This window comes from Arenimonas sp., assembly GCF_036275555.1.
Taxonomy (GTDB): Bacteria; Pseudomonadota; Gammaproteobacteria; order Xanthomonadales; family Xanthomonadaceae; genus Arenimonas.
Genome location: NZ_DASUDO010000028.1, coordinates 14,716 through 32,685 on the forward strand (window position 1 = coordinate 14,716; position 17,970 = coordinate 32,685).

General features: G+C 72.1%; 13 protein-coding genes and 1 pseudogene. 9 read left to right on the forward strand and 5 right to left on the reverse strand.

Annotated elements, in window-relative coordinates:
* Positions 1-89: 89 nt before the first annotated feature.
* From VFV21_RS07265 to VFV21_RS07285, 5 genes and pseudogenes are all read left to right on the forward strand, one after another.
* Positions 90-767, forward strand: a pseudogene (locus VFV21_RS07265) (lipid-binding SYLF domain-containing protein); the annotation flags it as partial.
* 84 nt (positions 768-851) lie between these two features.
* Positions 852-1,079, forward strand: a complete 228-nt coding sequence (tatA, locus tag VFV21_RS07270; RefSeq protein WP_034212134.1) for a Sec-independent protein translocase subunit TatA — start codon at positions 852-854, stop codon at positions 1,077-1,079.
* A 28-nt stretch (positions 1,080-1,107) separates the two neighbouring features.
* Positions 1,108-1,647, forward strand: a complete 540-nt coding sequence (gene tatB / locus VFV21_RS07275; RefSeq protein ID WP_329668766.1) for a Sec-independent protein translocase protein TatB — start codon at positions 1,108-1,110, stop codon at positions 1,645-1,647.
* Positions 1,644-2,384 (forward strand): twin-arginine translocase subunit TatC, encoded by a 741-nt coding sequence (gene tatC / locus VFV21_RS07280; protein WP_329668767.1) that lies wholly within the window; start codon positions 1,644-1,646, stop codon positions 2,382-2,384. The genes tatB and tatC overlap by 4 nt, the downstream gene beginning before the upstream one ends.
* 4 nt (positions 2,385-2,388) lie before the next feature.
* Complete coding sequence (locus VFV21_RS07285; protein ID WP_329668768.1) at positions 2,389-3,078, forward strand: RDD family protein; 690 nt, start codon at positions 2,389-2,391, stop codon at positions 3,076-3,078.
* A 10-nt stretch (positions 3,079-3,088) separates the two neighbouring features.
* Here VFV21_RS07285 and VFV21_RS07290 read toward each other — a convergent pair whose 3' ends face one another.
* Both VFV21_RS07290 and VFV21_RS07295 read right to left on the reverse strand, forming a co-directional pair.
* On the reverse strand, positions 3,089-3,994 hold the full coding sequence (locus VFV21_RS07290) for a hypothetical protein (RefSeq protein WP_329668769.1): 906 nt from the start codon (positions 3,992-3,994) through the stop codon (positions 3,089-3,091).
* Positions 3,991-4,722 carry a glutamine amidotransferase gene (locus tag VFV21_RS07295; protein WP_329668770.1) on the reverse strand — a complete coding sequence of 244 codons (732 nt, stop codon included), beginning with the start codon at positions 4,720-4,722 and terminating at the stop codon, positions 3,991-3,993. Before VFV21_RS07295 ends, VFV21_RS07290 begins: the two co-directional genes overlap by 4 nt.
* Positions 4,723-4,792: 70 nt before the next feature.
* Between VFV21_RS07295 and glyQ the strand changes: the two genes are divergently transcribed.
* Positions 4,793-5,701 carry a glycine--tRNA ligase subunit alpha gene (glyQ, locus tag VFV21_RS07300; RefSeq protein WP_329668771.1) on the forward strand — a complete coding sequence of 303 codons (909 nt, stop codon included), beginning with the start codon at positions 4,793-4,795 and terminating at the stop codon, positions 5,699-5,701.
* Positions 5,694-7,781 carry a glycine--tRNA ligase subunit beta gene (glyS, locus tag VFV21_RS07305; protein ID WP_329668772.1) on the forward strand — a complete coding sequence of 696 codons (2,088 nt, stop codon included), beginning with the start codon at positions 5,694-5,696 and terminating at the stop codon, positions 7,779-7,781. Before glyQ ends, glyS begins: the two co-directional genes overlap by 8 nt.
* On the opposite strand, the gene VFV21_RS07310 is transcribed toward glyS, so the two are convergent.
* Genes VFV21_RS07310 through VFV21_RS07320 form a run of 3 tightly spaced genes read right to left on the reverse strand, consistent with a single transcriptional unit; the run spans position 7,770 to position 12,063 of the window.
* On the reverse strand, positions 7,770-8,948 hold the full coding sequence (locus tag VFV21_RS07310; RefSeq protein ID WP_329668773.1) for a PepSY-associated TM helix domain-containing protein: 1,179 nt from the start codon (positions 8,946-8,948) through the stop codon (positions 7,770-7,772). The genes glyS and VFV21_RS07310 overlap by 12 nt on opposite strands.
* A gap of 9 nt (positions 8,949-8,957) precedes the next feature.
* Positions 8,958-9,647 carry a Fe2+-dependent dioxygenase gene (locus VFV21_RS07315; protein WP_329668774.1) on the reverse strand — a complete coding sequence of 230 codons (690 nt, stop codon included), beginning with the start codon at positions 9,645-9,647 and terminating at the stop codon, positions 8,958-8,960.
* A 49-nt stretch (positions 9,648-9,696) separates the two neighbouring features.
* Positions 9,697-12,063, reverse strand: coding sequence for a TonB-dependent receptor (locus VFV21_RS07320; RefSeq protein WP_329668775.1), 2,367 nt, complete (start codon positions 12,061-12,063; stop codon positions 9,697-9,699).
* A 138-nt stretch (positions 12,064-12,201) separates the two neighbouring features.
* Here VFV21_RS07320 and VFV21_RS07325 point away from each other — a divergent pair, with 138 nt between their 5' ends.
* Both VFV21_RS07325 and VFV21_RS07330 read left to right on the forward strand, forming a co-directional pair.
* Positions 12,202-13,992, forward strand: a complete 1,791-nt coding sequence (locus VFV21_RS07325; protein ID WP_329668776.1) for an autotransporter assembly complex family protein — start codon at positions 12,202-12,204, stop codon at positions 13,990-13,992.
* A gap of 50 nt (positions 13,993-14,042) precedes the next feature.
* Positions 14,043-17,750 (forward strand): translocation/assembly module TamB domain-containing protein, encoded by a 3,708-nt coding sequence (locus VFV21_RS07330; protein ID WP_329668777.1) that lies wholly within the window; start codon positions 14,043-14,045, stop codon positions 17,748-17,750.
* The last annotated feature ends 220 nt before the right edge of the window (positions 17,751-17,970 follow it).

Here is a 17,970-nt window from a genome sequence, read left to right on the forward strand (position 1 = left end):
ACTATCATCGCCGGAATGAAGGCCCGGCTCACGCCCGGTTCATGGCGCGAAGCCATACTCGTCCCGTCGTTTCCTCCCGGAGGTCCCCCATGAACCGCCTGCTGGCCCCGCTCGCCGCCGCCCTCGCCCTGCTGCTCGCCTTCGCCGCCCCGGCCCACGCCGGCGAGAAGGAAGACGCCAAGGCCAACGACGCCGCCCGCGTGCTCGGCGAGATCATGCGCATCCCGGAAACCGCGGTGCCCGAGAAGATGTTCACCGAAGCCCACGCCATCGCCGTCATCCCCGACGTGGTCAAGGCCGGCCTGGTGCTGGGCGGGCGCGGCGGCAAGGGCCTGATCTCGGTGCGCAGCCCGGACGGCACCTGGTCCAACCCCAGCTTCATCACGCTCGGCGGCGGCAGCATCGGCTTCCAGGCCGGCGTGCAGTCGTCCGACGTCATCCTGGTCTTCCGCAGCCCGCGCGGCGTGGACAACATCGTCAACGGCAAGTTCACCCTCGGCGCCGACGCCAGCGTAGCCGCCGGCCCGGTCGGCCGCACGGCCCAGGCCGCCACCGACGAGCAGCTCAAGGCCGAGATCTACAGCTACTCGCGCGCCCGCGGCCTGTTCGCTGGCGTCGCCCTGGACGGCACCGTGCTGCGCATCGACCACCGCGCCAACCAGCGCGCCTATGGCCCCGACACCACCCCGCGGGCCATCTTCGAGGGCCGCGCCAATGCCGCCCCGGACGCGCTGGTGCTGTTCCGCGACCGCCTGGAAGAAAACACCCTCGCCCAGTGACCAACGGGGCAGCGCAGCCGCGGGCCGGCTGCGCTATCCTTCCCGGCATCGGATCAACGCAGGGAAACCCCCATGGGCAGCTTCAGCATCTGGCACTGGCTCATCGTTCTGGTCGTGGTGGTGCTGGTCTTCGGCACCAAGAAGCTCAAGGGCGTCGGCAAGGACCTGGGCGAAGGCATCCAGGGCTTCAAGGAAGGCCTGAAGGGCAAGGACGAGCCGCCGTCGCAGATCGGCAGCGAGAAGCGCGACATGCCGTCCGACGAAACCTCGCGCCAGGACAGCCAGCGCAAGGACTCCTGAGTCCCGGCCCCGCGCCGGCACCCTTGCCATGTTCGACATCGGCTTCAGCGAACTGCTGATCATCGCGGTCGTGGCCCTGGTCGTGCTCGGTCCCGAGCGGCTGCCCAAGGCGGCGCGCTACACCGGGCTGTGGGTGCGCAAGGCGCGGGCGCAGTGGTATTCGGTCAAGGCCGAGTTCGAGCGCGAGATGGCCGCCGACGAGCTCAAGCGCAGCGTCGGCAACCCGGCGCAGGACCTGCGGCAGGAACTCGACGCGGTCGGCAAGGAAGTCAGCGCCGCCGCGCAGGCCGCCGGCGAAGGCGTGCGTGACGCCGAGGCGCTGGCCCGGGCCGACGCCGACACCGCCATCCAGGACATCCCGCCCAGCACGGGATCAGGCTCGGCGTCCCCGACCGATCCGTCGATCGCGGCCGCACGCGAACCGGGAACCGAACCTGACCCCGTTCCTGCTCCCGAGGCCGGGCCGGACTTCGAGTTCTACAGCGATCCCGAGCCGTTCAAGCTCACGCCCGACGATGTGCCGGCCGAAGCCGACGCGCCCAAGCGCCCCGGGGCATCGACGCCATGAGCGGCCCCGACGCACCCGCCGACGAGTCGCTGATGGGCCACCTGCTGGAACTGCGCGCCCGCCTGATGCGCGGCGTGGCGGCGGTGCTGGTGGTCTTCCTGGCGCTGATGCCGTTCGCCAAGGAGCTCTACAACCTGTTCGCGCAGCCGCTGGTGGCCAAGCTGCCCACCGGCGGCACGCTGCAGGCCATCGACGTGGCGGGCGGCTTCTTCATCCCGATCAAGCTCGCGTTCTTCGTGGCCGTGCTGGCATCGATGCCGTGGCTGCTCTACCAGGCCTGGGCCTTCGTGGCGCCGGGCCTGTACCAGAACGAAAAGCGCCTGGCGCGGCCGATCCTGCTCGCCGCGGTGCTGCTGTTCTACATCGGCTGCGCGTTCGCCTGGTTCCTGGTGCTGCCGACGGTGTTCGGCTTCCTGGCCATGTTCACGCCGGACACGGTGGCGATGGCGCCCGATGTCTCGCGCTACCTCGATTTCGTGCTGGTGATCCTGCTCGCCTTCGGCCTGAGCTTCGAATTGCCGGTGGCCGTGGTGGTACTGGTGCTGCTGGGCGTGGTGACGCCGGCGCAGCTGCGCGAAGCGCGCGGCTACGTGATCGTGGGCGTGTTCATCCTGGCCGCGATCATCACCCCGCCCGACGTGGTGTCGCAGCTGATGCTGGCGATCCCGATGTGCCTGCTCTACGAGCTGGGCATCCTGGCCGGCGCCATGCTGCGCCCGACCCGGACCGCCGGCTGAGCGCATGAACCCGCCGGCCGGCTTCTGGCGCCGCTACGCGGCCTACAGCGCCGACGCCAGCGCGATCAGCCTGCTGGCGCTGCCGCTGCTGTGGTCGCGGCTGCAGGACGCCTGGTTCGTGTTCGACGAAGGCCTGCCGACGCTGCAGTCCCGGATCTGGGAGCTGCTGGATCTTTCGCTGGCGCGCGAAGACGCGCCGCTGCGCATGCTGGGCCTCTTCACCGGCGACGAGGTGCTGCGCGCGGGCATGGCGGGCCTCGTGGTCGAGCTGCTGTGGCTGGCGCTGGCCGTATCGCTGGTGCTGTTCGCGGTCGCGGCCGCGTGGTTCATTTCGTTCGAAAGTTCGCGCTGGCAGGCCAGCCCGGGCAAGCGCCTGCTGGGCCTGCGCGTCACCGACGTCCACGGCGCGCGCTGCGGACCGGGCCGGATCGCCCTGCGCGTCGTCGCCGGCATCCCCAGTTGGTTCGCGCTGCACCTGGGCCATGCGCTGGCGGCCTGGTCGCCCGGCAAGCGGGCGCTGCACGACTACCTCGCCGGCACCCGCGTCGAACTGGCGCCCGGCGCGCCGGCGGCGATGCCGCCCGGCGGCCGCAGCTGGCTGCTGCTGCAGGCCGCGCTGTTCTTCGGCGCGGTCGGTTTCATCGGGCTGCGCTACGTGCAGCTGATCGTCGAGGTCGCACGGGGCGGCCTCTGAGGCACGCGGATCAGGCTTCCAGCGCGTCCAACGGCGCCTCGGCGGGCTCGCCGAAGATCTCGCGCCAGGCGTGGTAGTAGAAGCCGAACATCACCACGTAGGCCACCAGCATCAGGGCCAGGTAGAGCGGCGCGATCACGACCATCGCCAGCACCGGGCTGACCAGGCTCAGCACCGTGACCACCAGGCCGACCACGACGGCGAAGATCATCACCAGCACGAAGCCCACGACCATGGCGACGAGGAAGAAGCCCACCAGCGGCAGCAGGTTGCGCAGCGTCGCCGCGAGGCCGCCGCCCACCGCGCCCAGCGCGCCGTGGCCGGCCATCGCGGCGTGCGCGAAGGCCAGCATGTAGGCATTGCCCAGCACCACCAGGAAGGCCGACGCCGCCAGCAGCCACAGCAGGAAGCTGGGCGGCAGCGGCGGCATGCCGGTCATGTCGGGCTGTCCACCGGGCGGCGTGGCGGCCGCGCGCGCGAACAGCTCGGTGAAGAACTCCTTGCCCGGCACCACCGTGAACAGCAGGGCGAACACCGCGAGGTAGGCCAGCAGCAACAGCATCGCGGTCAGCACCATCCGCACGGCGAACGCGCGATCGCGATAGCCGTTGAAAATATCGGTCGCAGCGGCGGGCCGGCCGGTCTCGCAGTCGTGCAGCAGGCGGAACGCCGCGCCGCTCAGCGGCGGCATCAGCACCAGGCTCAGGCCGATCACCGCGCCATAGACCACCATCAGCAGCCCCGGCGAAGACGGGAACAGTGCCTGCGCCACCAGCTGCAGCACGGTCGGGACCATGCCCACCGCCAGCAGCAGCGCGAAGCCGCCGAACAGCGCCCGCGGCTGGCGCCGCCCGGCATCCAGGGCCTTCATCAGCCAGCGGAACGGGGCGGCCATGCTTACGGAACGTGCGGTCATGCGGACTTCCTGTTGCGGGCGCGGGCGTGCGCCACGTGGATGAAACGGCGGAGCACCCGGCGCGCCAGCGGGGCGGGCTTCACCGCCGCCAGCAGCTGGCGATGGCAGCTGCCCTCCGCGGCCAGCGCGTCGGCGCGGGCCTGGATGTAGCCGCGCATCATGTGGGTGCTGAATTCAGGGTGGAACTGCACGCCCCAGGCGGCCTCGCCCCAGCGGAAGGCCTGGCAGTCGTCGCGGCCCGAGCGGGCCAGCACCTCGGCGGCGGGCGGCGGCGCGGTGACGGTCTGGAGGTGGGTGGTCTGGGCGTCGAACTCGCCCAGCCCGGTGAACAGCGGGTCGGCCGCGGCGGCGGCCGAGGTGGCCACCGGCACCGTGCCCATCTCGCGGCCGCGCGGGTTGTAGTCGACGGTACCGCCCAGGGCATGCGCGATCAGCTGGTGCCCGTAGCAGATGCCGAACAGCGGCTGGCCGGCGTGGGCGGCGTCGCGCAGCCAGTCGGCGGTGCGCTCGCTCCAGTCCAGGCGCTCGGTGACCATGGCGCCCGAGCCGGTGACCAGCACGCCGGCGTAGTCGGCCGCGTCGGGCAGCGCCTCGCCGTCGAGCACGTGGCAGTGGCGGACGTCGCGGGCATGCAGCCCGGCGGCGACCCGGATCCAGTGGCCGAAGCCGCCGTGCCGGCGCAGCTGCGGCAGGGGCCGCCCGGTCTCGAGGATCAGGAAGGGTTTCATCGGGCGTGGCGCGGGCCGTGCGGGGGTTCGCCGCTATACTAGCGCGCTGAATCGACAGGGCGAATCCGCGATGAGCGCACCCACCTTCCAGGAACTGATCCTGAGGCTCAACCAGTATTGGGCCGACCAGGGCTGCGTCCTGGTCCAGCCGCTCGACCTCGAGGTCGGCGCCGGCACGTTCCACCCCGCCACCTTCCTGCGCGCGCTGGGCCCCGAGCCCTGGCGCGCCGCCTACGTGCAGCCCTGCCGCCGCCCCACCGACGGCCGCTACGGCGAGAACCCGAACCGCCTGCAGCGCTACTACCAGTACCAGGTGGTGCTCAAGCCGAACCCGGACGACATCCTCGACCTGTACATCGGCTCGCTCAAGGCGCTGGGCATCGACCCGCTGGTGCACGACCTGCGCTTCGTCGAGGACAACTGGGAGTCGCCGACGCTGGGCGCCTGGGGCCTGGGCTGGGAAGTCTGGCTCAACGGCATGGAAGTCACGCAGTTCACCTACTTCCAGCAGGCCGGCGGCCTGGAGTGCCGGCCGGTGACGGGCGAGATCACCTACGGCCTCGAGCGCCTGTGCATGTACCTGCAGAACGTGGACAACGTCTTCGACCTGGTCTGGACCCGCGGCCCGCAGGGCGACGTCACCTACCGCGACGTCTACCACCAGAACGAAGTCGAGCAGAGCACCTACAACTTCGAGCACGCCGACGTGGCCGAGCTGTTCCACCGCTTCGACGCCTGCGAAGCCGAGGCGCTGAAGCTGGTCGAGGCCGGGCTGCCGCTGCCCGCCTACGAGCAGGTCTGCAAGGCCTCGCATTCGTTCAACCTGCTCGACGCCCGCCGCGCGATCTCGGTCACCGAGCGCCAGCGCTACATCCTGCGCGTGCGCACGCTGTCGCGCGCCTGCGCCGAAGCCTATTACGCCCAGCGCGAGAAGCTCGGCTTCCCTGGCCTCAAGACCCCGGAGGCCGCGAATGGCTGACCATCTGCCGCTGCTGATCGAACTGGGTACCGAGGAGCTGCCGCCCAAGGCCCTGCCCGACCTGGCGCAGGCCTTCTACGACGGCGTGCTCAAGGGCCTGGCCGCGCGCCGCATCGACGTGCGCACCGACGCCAGCGACCTGCGCGCCGGCCCGCTGTATTCGCCGCGCCGCCTGGCCGTGTTCCTGCCGGCCGTGGCCGTGCAGCAGCCGCAGCAGCAGAGCGAAGTGCAGGGCCCGTACCTGAACATCGGCCTGGATGCCGACGGCAAGCCGACGCCGGCGCTGCTGGGCTTCGCGCAGAAGAACGGCCTGCCGTGGGAAAAGCTCGACCGCGTCACCGACGCCAAGGGCATGCGCTTCGTCGCCCGCAGCTCGCGCCCCGGCGCGGCCACGGCCGACCTGCTCGCCGAGATTACCGCCGAGGCGCTCAAGGGCCTGCCGATCCCGAAGCCGATGCGCTGGGGCAGCCGCGACATCGCCTTCGTTCGCCCGGTGCACTGGCTGGTGATCCTGCTCGGCCGCGACGTCGCGCCCGGCGAAGTGCTGGGCCTGAAGGCCGACCGCATGAGCCGCGGCCACCGCTTCCACCACGGAAAGGGCGTCTGGCTCAACGACGCCGGCGAGTACCTGCAGGCGCTGCGCGAGGCGCACGTGCTGGCCGACCCGCGCGAGCGTCGCGAGCGCGTGCGCGCCGAGATCGCCGCCGCCGCGCGCGAGGCCGGCGGCCAGGCCCGCGTGCCGGCCGAGCTGCTGGAGGAAGTGAACTGCCTGGTCGAGTGGCCCAAGGCCATCCTGTGCAGCTTCGAGCCCGGCTTCCTGCGCGTGCCGCACGAAGCGCTGGTCTCCACCATGGAGGCGAACCAGAAGTTCTTCCCGGTGCACGGCGCCGACGGCAAGCTCAGCGAGAAGTTCATCGGCATCGCCAACCTCGACAGCAAGGACCCGGCCGAGATCCGCAAGGGCTACGAGCGCGTGATCCGCCCGCGCTTCGCCGACGCGCAGTTCTTCTTCGACGAAGACCTCAGGCAGGGCCTGGCGGCGATGGCCGAGGGCCTGGCCACCGTGACCTACCAGCAGAAGCTCGGCACCCTGGCCGACAAGACCGCGCGCGTGGCCGAACTGGCCGCCGCGCTGGCGAAAGCGCTGGGCATGGACGAGGCCGCCGCCCGCCGCGCCGCCGCGCTGGCCAAGGCCGACCTGCAGAGCCGCATGGTCGGCGAGTTCCCCGAGCTGCAGGGCATCGCCGGCCGCTACTACGCCACCGCCGCGGGCGAGCCCGAGGCCGTGGCCAGGGCAATCGACGAGGCCTACCAGCCGCGCTTCGCCGGCGACGCCATCGCCTACTCGCCGCTGGGCCGCGTGCTGGCCATCGCCGAGCGCCTGGACACGCTGGCCGGCGGCTTCGCCGCGGGCCTCAAGCCCACCGGCAACAAGGACCCGTTCGCCCTGCGCCGCAATGCGCTGGGCCTGGCGCGCACGATCATCGAGGGCGGGCTGGAGCTCGACCTGCCGGCGCTGGTCGCGATCGCCGCGAAGTCGCTGCCGGCGGGCGTCTCGCTGGACGCGAAGGAGCTGGAGGACTTCATCCTTGACCGCCTGCGCGGCTACTACGCCGACCAGGGCGTGCCGGGCACGCAGTTCGACGCGGTGGCCGACGTGCGGCCGGCCTCGCTGCTCGACTTCGACAAGCGCCTGAAGGCGATCGCCGGCTTCGCGCGCCTGCGCGAGGCCAGCTCGCTGGCGGCCGCGAACAAGCGCATCCGCAACATCTTGCGCAAGGTCGAGACCACGATCCCGGCCGCCGTGGATCCGGCGCGCCTGGTCGAGCCCGCCGAGCAGTCGCTGCACGGCGCGCTGGCCAAGGCCCTCGCCGACACCGACCCGCTGTTGGCCCAGCGCGACTACGTCGGCACGCTCAAGCGCCTGGCCGAGCTGCAGGGCCCGGTCGACAACTTCTTCGACCGGGTGATGGTGATGGCCGACGACGCCGCGGTGCGCGACAACCGCCTCGCACTGCTCAAGCTGATCGCCGACCGCTTCGCCAAGGTCGCGGCGGTGGAGCAGCTGTCAGCCAGCTGACGGCGCGCGGGTGCGCGCCTGCTCGCGTTCGCGCCGGCGCGCCAGGCCGGCGCGCTTCTTCGCGCGGCGGTCGAGGTAGAGCTGCAGGCCGGTGACGGCGAACAGCGGCATCGCCAGGCTGGCCACACAGAACACGAACAGCCCGATCCCGCCGAACCAGCTGCCGCTGTGCAGCGGGAAGATGCCCGCCATCAGCCGTTGGCCCAGCGGCTTGTCGCGATAGCGCTCGTGCGCGCTCACCGCCAGCGTTGCGGGGTCGAGCGCCAACCGGTTGTTCGCTCGTTCGTGCGGCGGCGCGGGGTCCTGGTAGCTCCACTCGAGCGGCTGGCCGGGCGCAGTTGGCAGCCGCAGCGTCACCGTCGACCAGCCGGGCACGACGCCTTCGAACACCGCGAAGGCCGCCGCCACGTCCACTTCCGGCGCCTCGCCCTCGCCGGGGCCCACGGCGGCCGGCGGTCCGCGCTGCGCGCTGACCGGCGCGCCGCTCAGCGCCAACAGGCCATCGCGGTACCAGCCGTAGGACCAGTACAGCCCGCTCAGCGCCATCACCAGATAGGGCACCAGCAGCCAGGTGGCCACCACCGAATGCAGGTGCCACAGGAAGCGCCGGCCGGTCAGCGCGGTGTCGAGGTGCAGCCACGCCCGCGGGCTGCGCCAGCGCCGCGGCCAGCGCAGGTACAGGCCCGAGAGGCAGAAGAACACCAGCGCCAGGGTCGATGCGCCGACGACCTGCTTGCCCACCTCGCCCGCAGCCAGCCAGCGGTGCAGCTGCATCGTGGTGCGGAAAAAGCCTTCGCCGCGCGGCTTGGCCAGCAGCTCGCCGGTGTAGGGATCGAGGTAGCGGGTCTGGCCGCGCACCCGGCCGCCCGGCGCCGCGACCGCACCCGGCGGTGGCGCGAAGGCGACGCGCGCCGACCGCGCCGGATCCGCGTACAGCGTGAGCGACTGCGGCACACCGCCGCCCCGGGCGCGGACGCGAGCCAACAGCACGTCCGGCGCCAGCGCCTGCCGGCCGTCGTCGGACACGGTCATCACGCCGGGATTGAGCGCCCGCAGCAGCGGCTGCTCGTAGGACAGCAGCGCGCCGGTCACGCCCACCAGCGCCAACACCAGGCCGGCGGTGATGCCGAGCAGCCAATGGGTCTGGAACAGGATCTTTCGCAACATCGTTCGGCCTCAGGCGTCCGACCAGCGGCGCAGCAGGTTGTGGTAGACGCCGGTGAGCTGCACCAGCGCGGGATCGCCCGGCGCGACGACGGTGAGCCGCTGGATCGCGCGGTCGAGTTCGAACAGTTCGCGCCGCTGGCCGGCGTCGCGCACCAGGCTCTGGGTCCAGAAGAAGCTGGCGAGGCGCACGCCGCGCGTCACCGGCGTCACCTCGTGCAGGCTGGTGCCCGGGTAGACGACCAGGTCGCCGGCGGGCAGCTTCACGCGCTGGGTGCCGTAGGTGTCATGGATCACCAGCTCGCCGCCGTCGTAGTCGTCGGGTGCACTCAGGAACAGCGTGGTCGAGACGTCGGTGCGCACCGGCACCTGCGCGCCGTTGGCGCCACGCTCGTAGCGGATGGCGTTGTCGACGTGGAAGCCGAACGACTGCCCGCCCGCGTAGCGGTTGAACAGGGGCGGGAAGATCCGCCGCGGCAGCACCGCGCTGAAGAACAGCGGGCTGCGGCCCAGTGCATCGAGCACGCGGCCGCCCAGCTCGCGCGCCACCGGGTCGGCATCGGGCAGCTGGGCATTGTCCTTGGCCTGCGCCGACTGGTAGCCGGCGGTGAGTTTGCCATCGGCCCAGCCGGCCCCCGCCAGCTGGTTTCGGAAGTACGCCACCTCGTCGGCGGAAAGGACGTTCGGGATATGCAGCAGCATGTTCAGGCTCCGGGTGGGCCCGCGTCGCCGCGGACCTGCCGTGGATGGATCAGAAGGCGAGGTGGGCGGTCAGCACCAGCGAGCGCGCTTCGCCGGGCGTGGCCCAGCCGTTGTTGCGCACGCGGGTGAAGTACGGCTTGTCGAAGAGGTTGTTGGCGTTGAGCTGCAGCGCCAGGGTGTCGTTCACCGCCCACGACAGCATCGCGCGGTGCGTGGTGTGGCTCTTGACGTCCGGCAGTCTGGCGATGCGGCCGGCGTCGAAGCCGCCCTGGTAGGTGATGCCGTAGCCCACCGACCAGTCGGGCGCGAAGGCGTAGGTCGTCCAGGCGCTCGCTGATTTCTCGGGCGTGTTGATGATGCGCTGGCCGCGCTGCGGGTCCGGGTCGGCGGGCGTGTTGGGGCAGCCGTTGAGGCCGGGGTTGGCCAGGCAGTAGTCGGACACCGACTGCAGCACTTCGCTGTCGAGCAGGGTGGCGTTGGCGAACACCGACCACTTGTCAGTGAGTTCGCCGGCGATGCCCAGCGACACGCCGTCCACGCGCGCCTGGCCATCGAGCTGCTGCTCGCCGGTCGGGTTGGCGGGGTCGAAGTCGGCCACGCGGTAGTTGGTGCGCTCGTTCCGGAACACCGCCGCGCTCAGCGCCAGCCGGCCGCCGAGCACGTCCCACTTGGTGCCCAGCTCGAGGTTGCGTGCCTCCTCCGGATCCACGCCGCAGGTGGCGGCGGTGCAGGCGGCGCTCACCGAGGCCTTCGAGGGCGTGTTGCTGTTGGCGTAGCTCAGGTACACGCTGCCGTTCTCCGCCGGCTTGTAGACGACGCCGGCGCGCCAGGAGAACAGGTCCTCGTCATTGCGGAAGTCGGGACCCCGCGCGACCAACGCACCCAGCCCGGTGTTGTCGGCGCCCGCGGCGGCGGAATAGGTCTTCACCGTCCAGCTGTGGTTGGCGCCTTCGTTGCGCTCGTAGCGGGCGCCCAGGTTCAGCCGCCAGCGCTCGCCGAAGCCGAGCGTGTCGAAGACGTAGATCGCCCGGTTGTCCAGCGTGCCGGACGACTTGCCGGTACGCACGTAGTTCACCGGGCCGGTCCAGCGCGAGTCGGGTGCGCCGAGGTCCATCACCGGCAGCGTCGCCGGGCTGCCGTCGGCGTTGCGCAGCACGTTGCCGGTGTCGAGCTCGAAGGTTTCGCGGGTGAAGGCCACGCCGGCGACCAGGGCATGCGTGACGGCGCCCGTGTCGAAGCGCGCGGTCAGGTCGGTCTGGCTGGCGAACAGGCGATTGCCGGTGTCGCGCAGCAGGCCGCGCGGCCCGCTGGGCTGGTACGTGCCGGGATCCGGGCAGGCGGCACCGGTGGCCGGGTTGATGCCGCTGTCCAGGCACCAGGTGCCCTGCACCGCGTTCACCACGGTGGTCTGGTCGACCCGCTGGTAGCGGGCGAGGCTTCGCAGCCCGATGTCGTCGCTGAGGTCATGCTCAAGCACCGCCGTCACGGTGTCGTTGGCGATCTCCTGGCGGTCGACGTTGTGGTAGCCGTAGTAGCCCTCGCGGTCGGCGCCGGGGAGCAGGCCGCCGTAGGCCGGGAAATAGGGCACGCCGTACTGCGGGATGTTGTCGTCGCGCTGCACCAGCGCGCTGAGCATCAGCCGCGTGCCGGAGTCGAGGCCAAGGCCCAGCGAGGGCGCGAAGCCCCAGCGCTCGAAGCGCTCGAAGTCGCGGCCCGGCACGTCGTTTTGGTGGACCATCGCGTTCAGGCGCAGCGCGCTGCCCTCGCCGAGCCGGTGGTTGCTGTCGGCGGTCAGCCGGCCGTAGCCGTCGGTGCCCGCGCCCGCGGAGAACGCGCTGGCGTCCTCCAGTCTCGCCACCTTGCTGACCAGGTTGATGTTGCCGCCGACCGAACCCGCGCCGGAATACACCGAGTTGGCGCCGTTCACCAGCTCCAGCGACTCGAGGTTGAAGTTGTCCGAGCGCGTGTACTGGGCGCTGTCGCGCACGCCGTCCACGGTCAGGTCGGCGTTGGCGCTGAAGCCGCGCAGGGTGATGCTGTCGCCGTAGCCGCCCCCGCCCTCGCCGGCCCCGAAGGTGATGCCGGGCAGCGTGGTCAGGATTTCACGCAGGGTGACCAGGCCCTGCTGGTCCATCGTCGCCTTGTCCACGACGGTGAGGGTCTGCGGGGTATCGACCAGGGCCTCCGTGTACTTGGGCGACGCGGCCTTCTCCAGTCGCTCGCCGGTGACCTCGACGCCGTCGAGCCGGGTGGCGCCGTCGGCACCGTCGGGCAGGGCCGGGGTCTCGCTGCCCGGGTCCCCGGCGGCGGCGGCGGCCAGGGCCAGGGGAGCGGCGGTGGCCAGCACCGAGGCGATGGCAAGCGAAACGAGGCGCGGCGCCGGCACGCGGCCGGCCGACGGGGTCGGGGTGGACATCGATGGGGTTCCTGCGGAAATGAGGCTGGCTTGGCCGTTGCGGCTAGCTAATGCGAATCAATCTTATTTGCATCTAAAGCGGAACGCAAGCCGTTCCTCGCGAAGCACGAACACAGCCTGCGGGTATTCTTGGCCCACATGCCAAACGCGCGCCGCCTCCCCCCGCTCCTGCCGCCCGCCCTGCTTGCCTGCGCCCTGCTGCTGCCCGCTCCCGGTTCGGCGCTGGAGCTGCGCGCGGTCGAGGTGCGCGGGCTGGCCGACGAGGAGATGCGCGACAACGTGGACGACGCGCTGTCGCTGCAGCGGCTCAACCCCAACCGCCGCAAGTCGCTGAGCGAAAGCCGGCTGTCCTACCTGCTGCGCCAGGTTCCGCGCGAGACCCGGCAGGCGCTGGAGCCCTTCGGCCATTACGACCCCAAGGTCGTCACCGAGCTCGTGCGGGAGGGTGACGCGGTCACCGTGGTCGTGCAGGTGGATCCGGGCGAGCCGGTGCGCGTGCGCCAGCGCGACGTGCGCATCGACGGCCCGGCCGGCGAGGACCGGGCGATCCTGCGGCGGCTGCAGCGGCTGCGCCCGCGCGAAGGCCAGCCCTTCGACCACGGCGTGTACGAAGCCGGCAAGGCGCAGATCGACGCCGGGCTCGCGGCGCGCGGCTATTTCGACGCCGTGCTCGAGACCCACCGCGTCGAAGTCAGCCGCGCCCAGCGCAGCGCCGACATCACCCTGGCCTGGCGCAGCGGCGAGCGCCACCGCTTCGGCGAGGCGCGCTTCGAGGGACATCAGTTCCGACCGGGGCTGCTGGAGAACCTGGTGCCGTGGGAGCCCGGCGATCCCTACCAGCAGTCGGAGCTGCTGGCGCTGCAGGCCTCGCTGGCCGAGCTCGACTACTTCAGCGCCATCGACATCCAGCCCGAGCCGGCAGAAGGCGACGACCTCACCGTGCCGGTGGAAGTGGCGCTGGCGCCGGCCAAGCGCAGCGTCTATTCGGCCGGCGTGCGCTACGGCACCGACACCGGCGCCGGCGTCACCGCCGGGCTCGAGCGGCGCTGGGTGAACAACCGCGGCCACAAGCTGCGCAGCCAGGTCAGCCTGGCCGAGCGCCGCAACGACCTCACGGTGCAGTACCGCATCCCGGCCTTCGCCTGGCTCGACGGCTGGTACACGGTGGCCGCCAGCGTGCGCGAGGAGCCCTTCGACTTCATCGACAGCGAGCTGATCGAACTGGTGGGCAGCCGCAGCGGACGGATCGGCAACTGGGAGCTGGTGGCCGGCTTGAACTACCGCCGCGAGCGCTTCGATGACTCGCTGACCGGCGAGAACCGCAGCTACAGCAGCCTGGTCTATCCCTCGCTGTGGGCAAAGTGGGGCGACCGGGAGAACGCGCTCTACCCGCGCAGCGCGCAGTCGCTTGAACTCGAGCTGCGCGCCGGCAGCACCGCGCTGGGTTCGGACATCGACTTCCTGCAGCTGCGCGCGGAAGGCCGGATGGTGCGCAGCTTCGGCCGCCGCAACCGCGTGCTGCTGCGCGCCGAGGCCGGCACCACGGTCAGCGACGACTTCGCCGATTTCCCGCCGTCGCTGCGCTTCTACGCCGGCGGCGACCGCAGCGTGCGTGGCTACGGCTACCAGGAGATCGGCCAGTACTTCGAGGGCGCGGACGGCCGACGCCTGGTGTTCGGCGGCAAGCACCTGATGGTGGTGAGCGCCGAGGTGGAGCGGATGTTCAACCGCACCTGGGGCGCGGCCGTGTTCGTGGACGCGGGCGATGCCTTCGACGACTTCAACGCCTACGACTGGGAGATCGGCGCCGGCGTCGGCCTGCGCTGGCGCTCGCCCGTGGGGCCGGTGCGGCTGGACGTGGCACACGGCTTTGGCGACGCGGCGCAGCAGTCGGTGCGGCTGCACCTCAACATCGGGCCGGACCTGTGACGGCGGCGCCGCGACCGCCGCGCTCCTCCGCCCGGCGCTGGGGCCGGCGCGTGGGCGGGGGCGGCGTGCTGCTGGTGCTGGCGGCCGGCGTGCTGGTGTTCTGGCTGCTGGCCACCGGCGGCGGCCGCGATGAACTGCTGGGCCGGGTGCTGCGCGCGCTGCCGCCCGATGCGCTGCAGTATTCGCGCGCCGAGGGCACGGTGTCCGGGCCGCTGGTGCTGCATGACGTGGTGTACCGGCAGGAGGGCCTGGAATTCCGGGCGCGCCGGGTACTGCTCGACGCGCGCGTGCTGCCGGTGCTGGGCCGGCGGCTGCAGCTCGAGGCGCTGGAGGTCGATGGCGCCGAACTGATCCTCGCGCACGAGGATGACGCGCCCTTCGCGCTGCCGGAGTGGCCGGAGGTATTGCCGCGGCTGGCGGTGCCGCTGGACCTGCGCGCCCGCCGCTTCACGATCGATGGCTTCGTGCTGCGCCAGGGCGAGTCCGCGCCGTGGACGCTGGCGCGCGCCGAGGGCAGCGACCTGCGCCTGGTGGACGGCGGCCTTCGGGTCGGGGCGCTCGAGGCCACGCACGCGGGCGGACGGCTGACGCTGGCGGGCGAATACCTGCCCGACCGGAATTTCCGCACGCAGTTGAAAGGCCGGCTCGACTTGCCGGCGACCGACGCGCTGCCCGCCGCGAGCCTGGCGTTCGACGGCGAGGGCGACCTCGACCGCTTTGCGCTCGAGGCCGCGGGCACGCTGCCCGAACGCACCTCGCTGTCGCTGGCGTTCGAGGACGGCGGCGGCGCGGCGCCGGCCTGGACGCTGTCGGCGGAATCGGCCGGCCTGCTGCCGGCGCGGCTCGGGCTGGGCGACGGCGACGCGGTGGCGTTCAAGCTCGACGCGCGCGGCGAAGGCGGCGTGGCCGAGGTCGAAGGCCGGTTCGCGCAGGGCGAACTCGCGCTCGACGTGCTTCCGTCGAAACTGACGCTCGCCGACGGTCGCCTGCAGGCGGATCCACTGCGCGTGGTGCACGAGAATGGCGAAGTGGTGGTGACCGGCGAGCTCGAGGTCGAGGGCGAATCGCCGCGCTTCGACCTGCGGCTGGCCACCGAGCGCTGGCGCCAGCTGCCGACCAGCACCGCGGCCGACGCCGTGCCGGTGGAAGTTTCCGGTGCGGTCACCGCCCGTGGTCGCTTCGAAGCCTGGGAGATCGCCGGTGACGTGACGCTGGTGCGCGCCGGCGAACAGGCCGAGGTCACGCTGGCCGGTCGCGGCGACGCGCGGCAGCTCGCGCTGGACACGCTGCGGGTGCGCACGCCCGGCGGCCGGCTCGACGGCAGCGGCCAGGTCGCGTGGTCACCCGGCCTGGCGGTGCAGCTCGACGCCGCGCTCGCCGGTTTCGATCCCGGCTATTTCCTGCCCGATTATCCGGGCGCGGTAAGCGGCCAGCTGGTGCTCGACGCCACGCAGTCCGACGACGGCGCCTGGCAGGGCCGCGCCTCCCTCGATGGCCTCGCGGGCCAGCTGCGCGGTCGCGCGCTGGGCGGCCGCGTGCGCGCCGACTGGAACGGCCAGCGCGGCGAACTCGAGGCCGCGCTGCGCATCGGCGACAGCCAGATCGACGCGCGCGGCGGCTTCGGCGATCGCTACGACCTGCAGGCGCGCTTCGCCCCGCTGCAGCTGGCCGACCTGGTGGCGGACGGCCGCGGCCGGATCGAAGGCACGCTGTCGGTGCGCGGTCCCGCGGCGGCACCCGACATCGACGCCGAACTCGCGGGCCGCGACCTGGCTTGGAGCGGCGCCACCGCCGACACCATGTCGCTGTCGGGCCGCCTGCCCGCGCGCGGCACCGGCGGCGACCTGAAGCTGCAGGTCGCGGGCTTCGGCCTCGCCAACCTGGTCGCCGACACGCTGCACCTGCACGCCCGCGGCAGCCAGGCCGCGTTCGCGCTCGACGCCCGCGCGGCCGGGCCCGATGGCGACGTCGCGCTCGCCGGAGACATCACGCGCGCGGGTTCCGAATGGCGCGCGCAGGTGGACCAGCTTGAACTGACGCCAAAACCCGGCCCCAAGCTGTCGCTGCAGGGCGGCGCCGACCTGCGCTACGGTCCGGCCGGCGTTCGCCTGGCGCGCAGCTGCCTGGTCGCCGACGCCGGCGGCCGGCTCTGCGCCAGCGCCACCGGCGATCGCTTCGACCTCGAGGGCGAGGCGCTACCGCTTGCCCTCGCCCAGCCCTGGCTGCCGCAGGACGACGCGCTGCCGCTGTTCGCCGACGGCACGCTCGACCTGCGCGCGAACGGCCAGCGCGGCCGTGACGGCCGCTGGCGCGGCGAAGCGCGCGTGGATTCCGAGCGCGGCAGCCTGCGCCTGAGCCCGCAGGCGCAACGCGAAGTGTTCGGCTACACCGCGCTGTCGCTGCAGGCCACGCTCGAAGGCAACCAGCTCGACGCCCGCCTCGAGGCCACGCTGGCCGACGACGGTCGCGTCACGGCCACGCTGCGCAGCGGCCTCGATGCAAGCGCCACGATGAACGGCCAGCTGGTACTCGACGTGCGCGACCTCGCCTGGCTCGAGCTGTTCTCGCCCGACCTTGCTTCCCCGGTCGGTCGCCTGCAGGGCCGGCTGGCGCTCGCGGGCCGGCGCGATGCGCCGGAGATTTCCGGCCAGGCACGCCTCGGTGGCTTCGCGGCGGAACTGCCGGGCCTGGGCCTGAAGCTGGCGGACGGCGAGTTCACCCTGGTCGGCGACGTCGACGGCAGCGCGCGCCTGGACGGCAGCCTGCGCTCCGGCGAGGGCCTGCTGCGCTTCGACGGCAGCCTGAACTTCCGCGACCGCGCCGCGCCGCTGCAGCTGGTGCTGCAGGGCGAGCGCGTCACGCTGGCCAGCACCGCCGAGTTTTACGTCATCGCCAGCCCCGACCTCACGCTGCGCCTGCAGGACAAGCAGCTCGAGCTGCGCGGACGCATGGACGTGCCCGAGGCGCGCATGGACCTGGAGGCGCTCGACAGCAGCGCCACCGTGTCCGACGACGTGGTCGTGCTCGACCCGATCGACGGGCCGCGCGAGCGCCGGACGCCGCTGGACATGCGCTTCACCGTGGCCCTGGGCGACGACGTGCGCCTGAAGGGCTTCGGCCTCGACGGCCGCATGCGCGGCTCGCTGGCGCTGCGCGAACGCCCCGGCCGCCCCGCCACCGCCACCGGCACGCTCGACGTCAGCGGCGGCTACCGCGCCTACGGCCAGTCGCTGCAGATCCAGCGCGCCCGACTGGGCTTCGCCAACTCGCCGTACGACAACCCCACGCTCGACATACGCGCCGAACGCGACTTCGACCGCGTCACCGTCGGCGTGCAGGTGCGCGGCACCGCGCGCCGCCCGCAGACCACGGTGGTGTCGAACCCGGCGATGGACACCAGCGAGGCGCTGTCGTGGCTGGTCTTCGGCCGCCCGCTCAGCACCACCACCGGCAACGAGGGCCAGCAGCTCAACGCCGCCGCGATGGCGCTGGGCGCCGGCGGCAACCTGGTGGCGCAGCAGATCGGCGCGCAGCTGGGCCTGGACGAAGCCGGCGTCACCGATTCGCGCAACCTCGGCGGCGCCACCTTCACCGTCGGCAAATACGTCTCGCCGCGCCTGTTCCTGAGCTACGGCGTCTCGCTGATCGGCACCGGCCAGGTGGTCACGCTCAAATACCTGCTCACCCGCGGCTTCGACGTCAGCATCGAATCCGGCAACGAAAACGCCGCCTCCCTCAACTGGCGCCTGGAACGCTAAGGCCGCCACCCGCTGCGCGAGGAACTTCAGTCCCGGCGCGTGCACCTTGGGCACGTGCCGCCGCACACCAGAACGCCCCAGCAGCGCCGCCCTGCAACGATAGGGATTGCCGCACACCGGACCAAAGTCAGAAGCGAAAAGCGGGCCACGCACCCGCCGCGACCGCGGCAAGCCGGTCGCCGCGAAGCGCCATTGCTGTTGCTGGCGCATTTGCACTTGA

Coding starts and splice junctions, on each gene's coding strand:
- VFV21_RS07310 (WP_329668773.1), bottom strand. CDS start 8,948: ATGTTGCGAAAGATCCTGTTCCAGACCCATTGGCTGCTCGGCATCACC.
- tatC (WP_329668767.1), top strand. CDS start 1,644: ATGAGCGGCCCCGACGCACCCGCCGACGAGTCGCTGATGGGCCACCTG.
- glyS (WP_329668772.1), top strand. CDS start 5,694: ATGGCTGACCATCTGCCGCTGCTGATCGAACTGGGTACCGAGGAGCTG.
- tatB (WP_329668766.1), top strand. CDS start 1,108: ATGTTCGACATCGGCTTCAGCGAACTGCTGATCATCGCGGTCGTGGCC.
- VFV21_RS07315 (WP_329668774.1), bottom strand. CDS start 9,647: ATGCTGCTGCATATCCCGAACGTCCTTTCCGCCGACGAGGTGGCGTAC.
- glyQ (WP_329668771.1), top strand. CDS start 4,793: ATGAGCGCACCCACCTTCCAGGAACTGATCCTGAGGCTCAACCAGTAT.
- VFV21_RS07320 (WP_329668775.1), bottom strand. CDS start 12,063: ATGTCCACCCCGACCCCGTCGGCCGGCCGCGTGCCGGCGCCGCGCCTC.
- tatA (WP_034212134.1), top strand. CDS start 852: ATGGGCAGCTTCAGCATCTGGCACTGGCTCATCGTTCTGGTCGTGGTG.
- VFV21_RS07290 (WP_329668769.1), bottom strand. CDS start 3,994: ATGACCGCACGTTCCGTAAGCATGGCCGCCCCGTTCCGCTGGCTGATG.
- VFV21_RS07295 (WP_329668770.1), bottom strand. CDS start 4,722: ATGAAACCCTTCCTGATCCTCGAGACCGGGCGGCCCCTGCCGCAGCTG.
- VFV21_RS07285 (WP_329668768.1), top strand. CDS start 2,389: ATGAACCCGCCGGCCGGCTTCTGGCGCCGCTACGCGGCCTACAGCGCC.
- VFV21_RS07325 (WP_329668776.1), top strand. CDS start 12,202: ATGCCAAACGCGCGCCGCCTCCCCCCGCTCCTGCCGCCCGCCCTGCTT.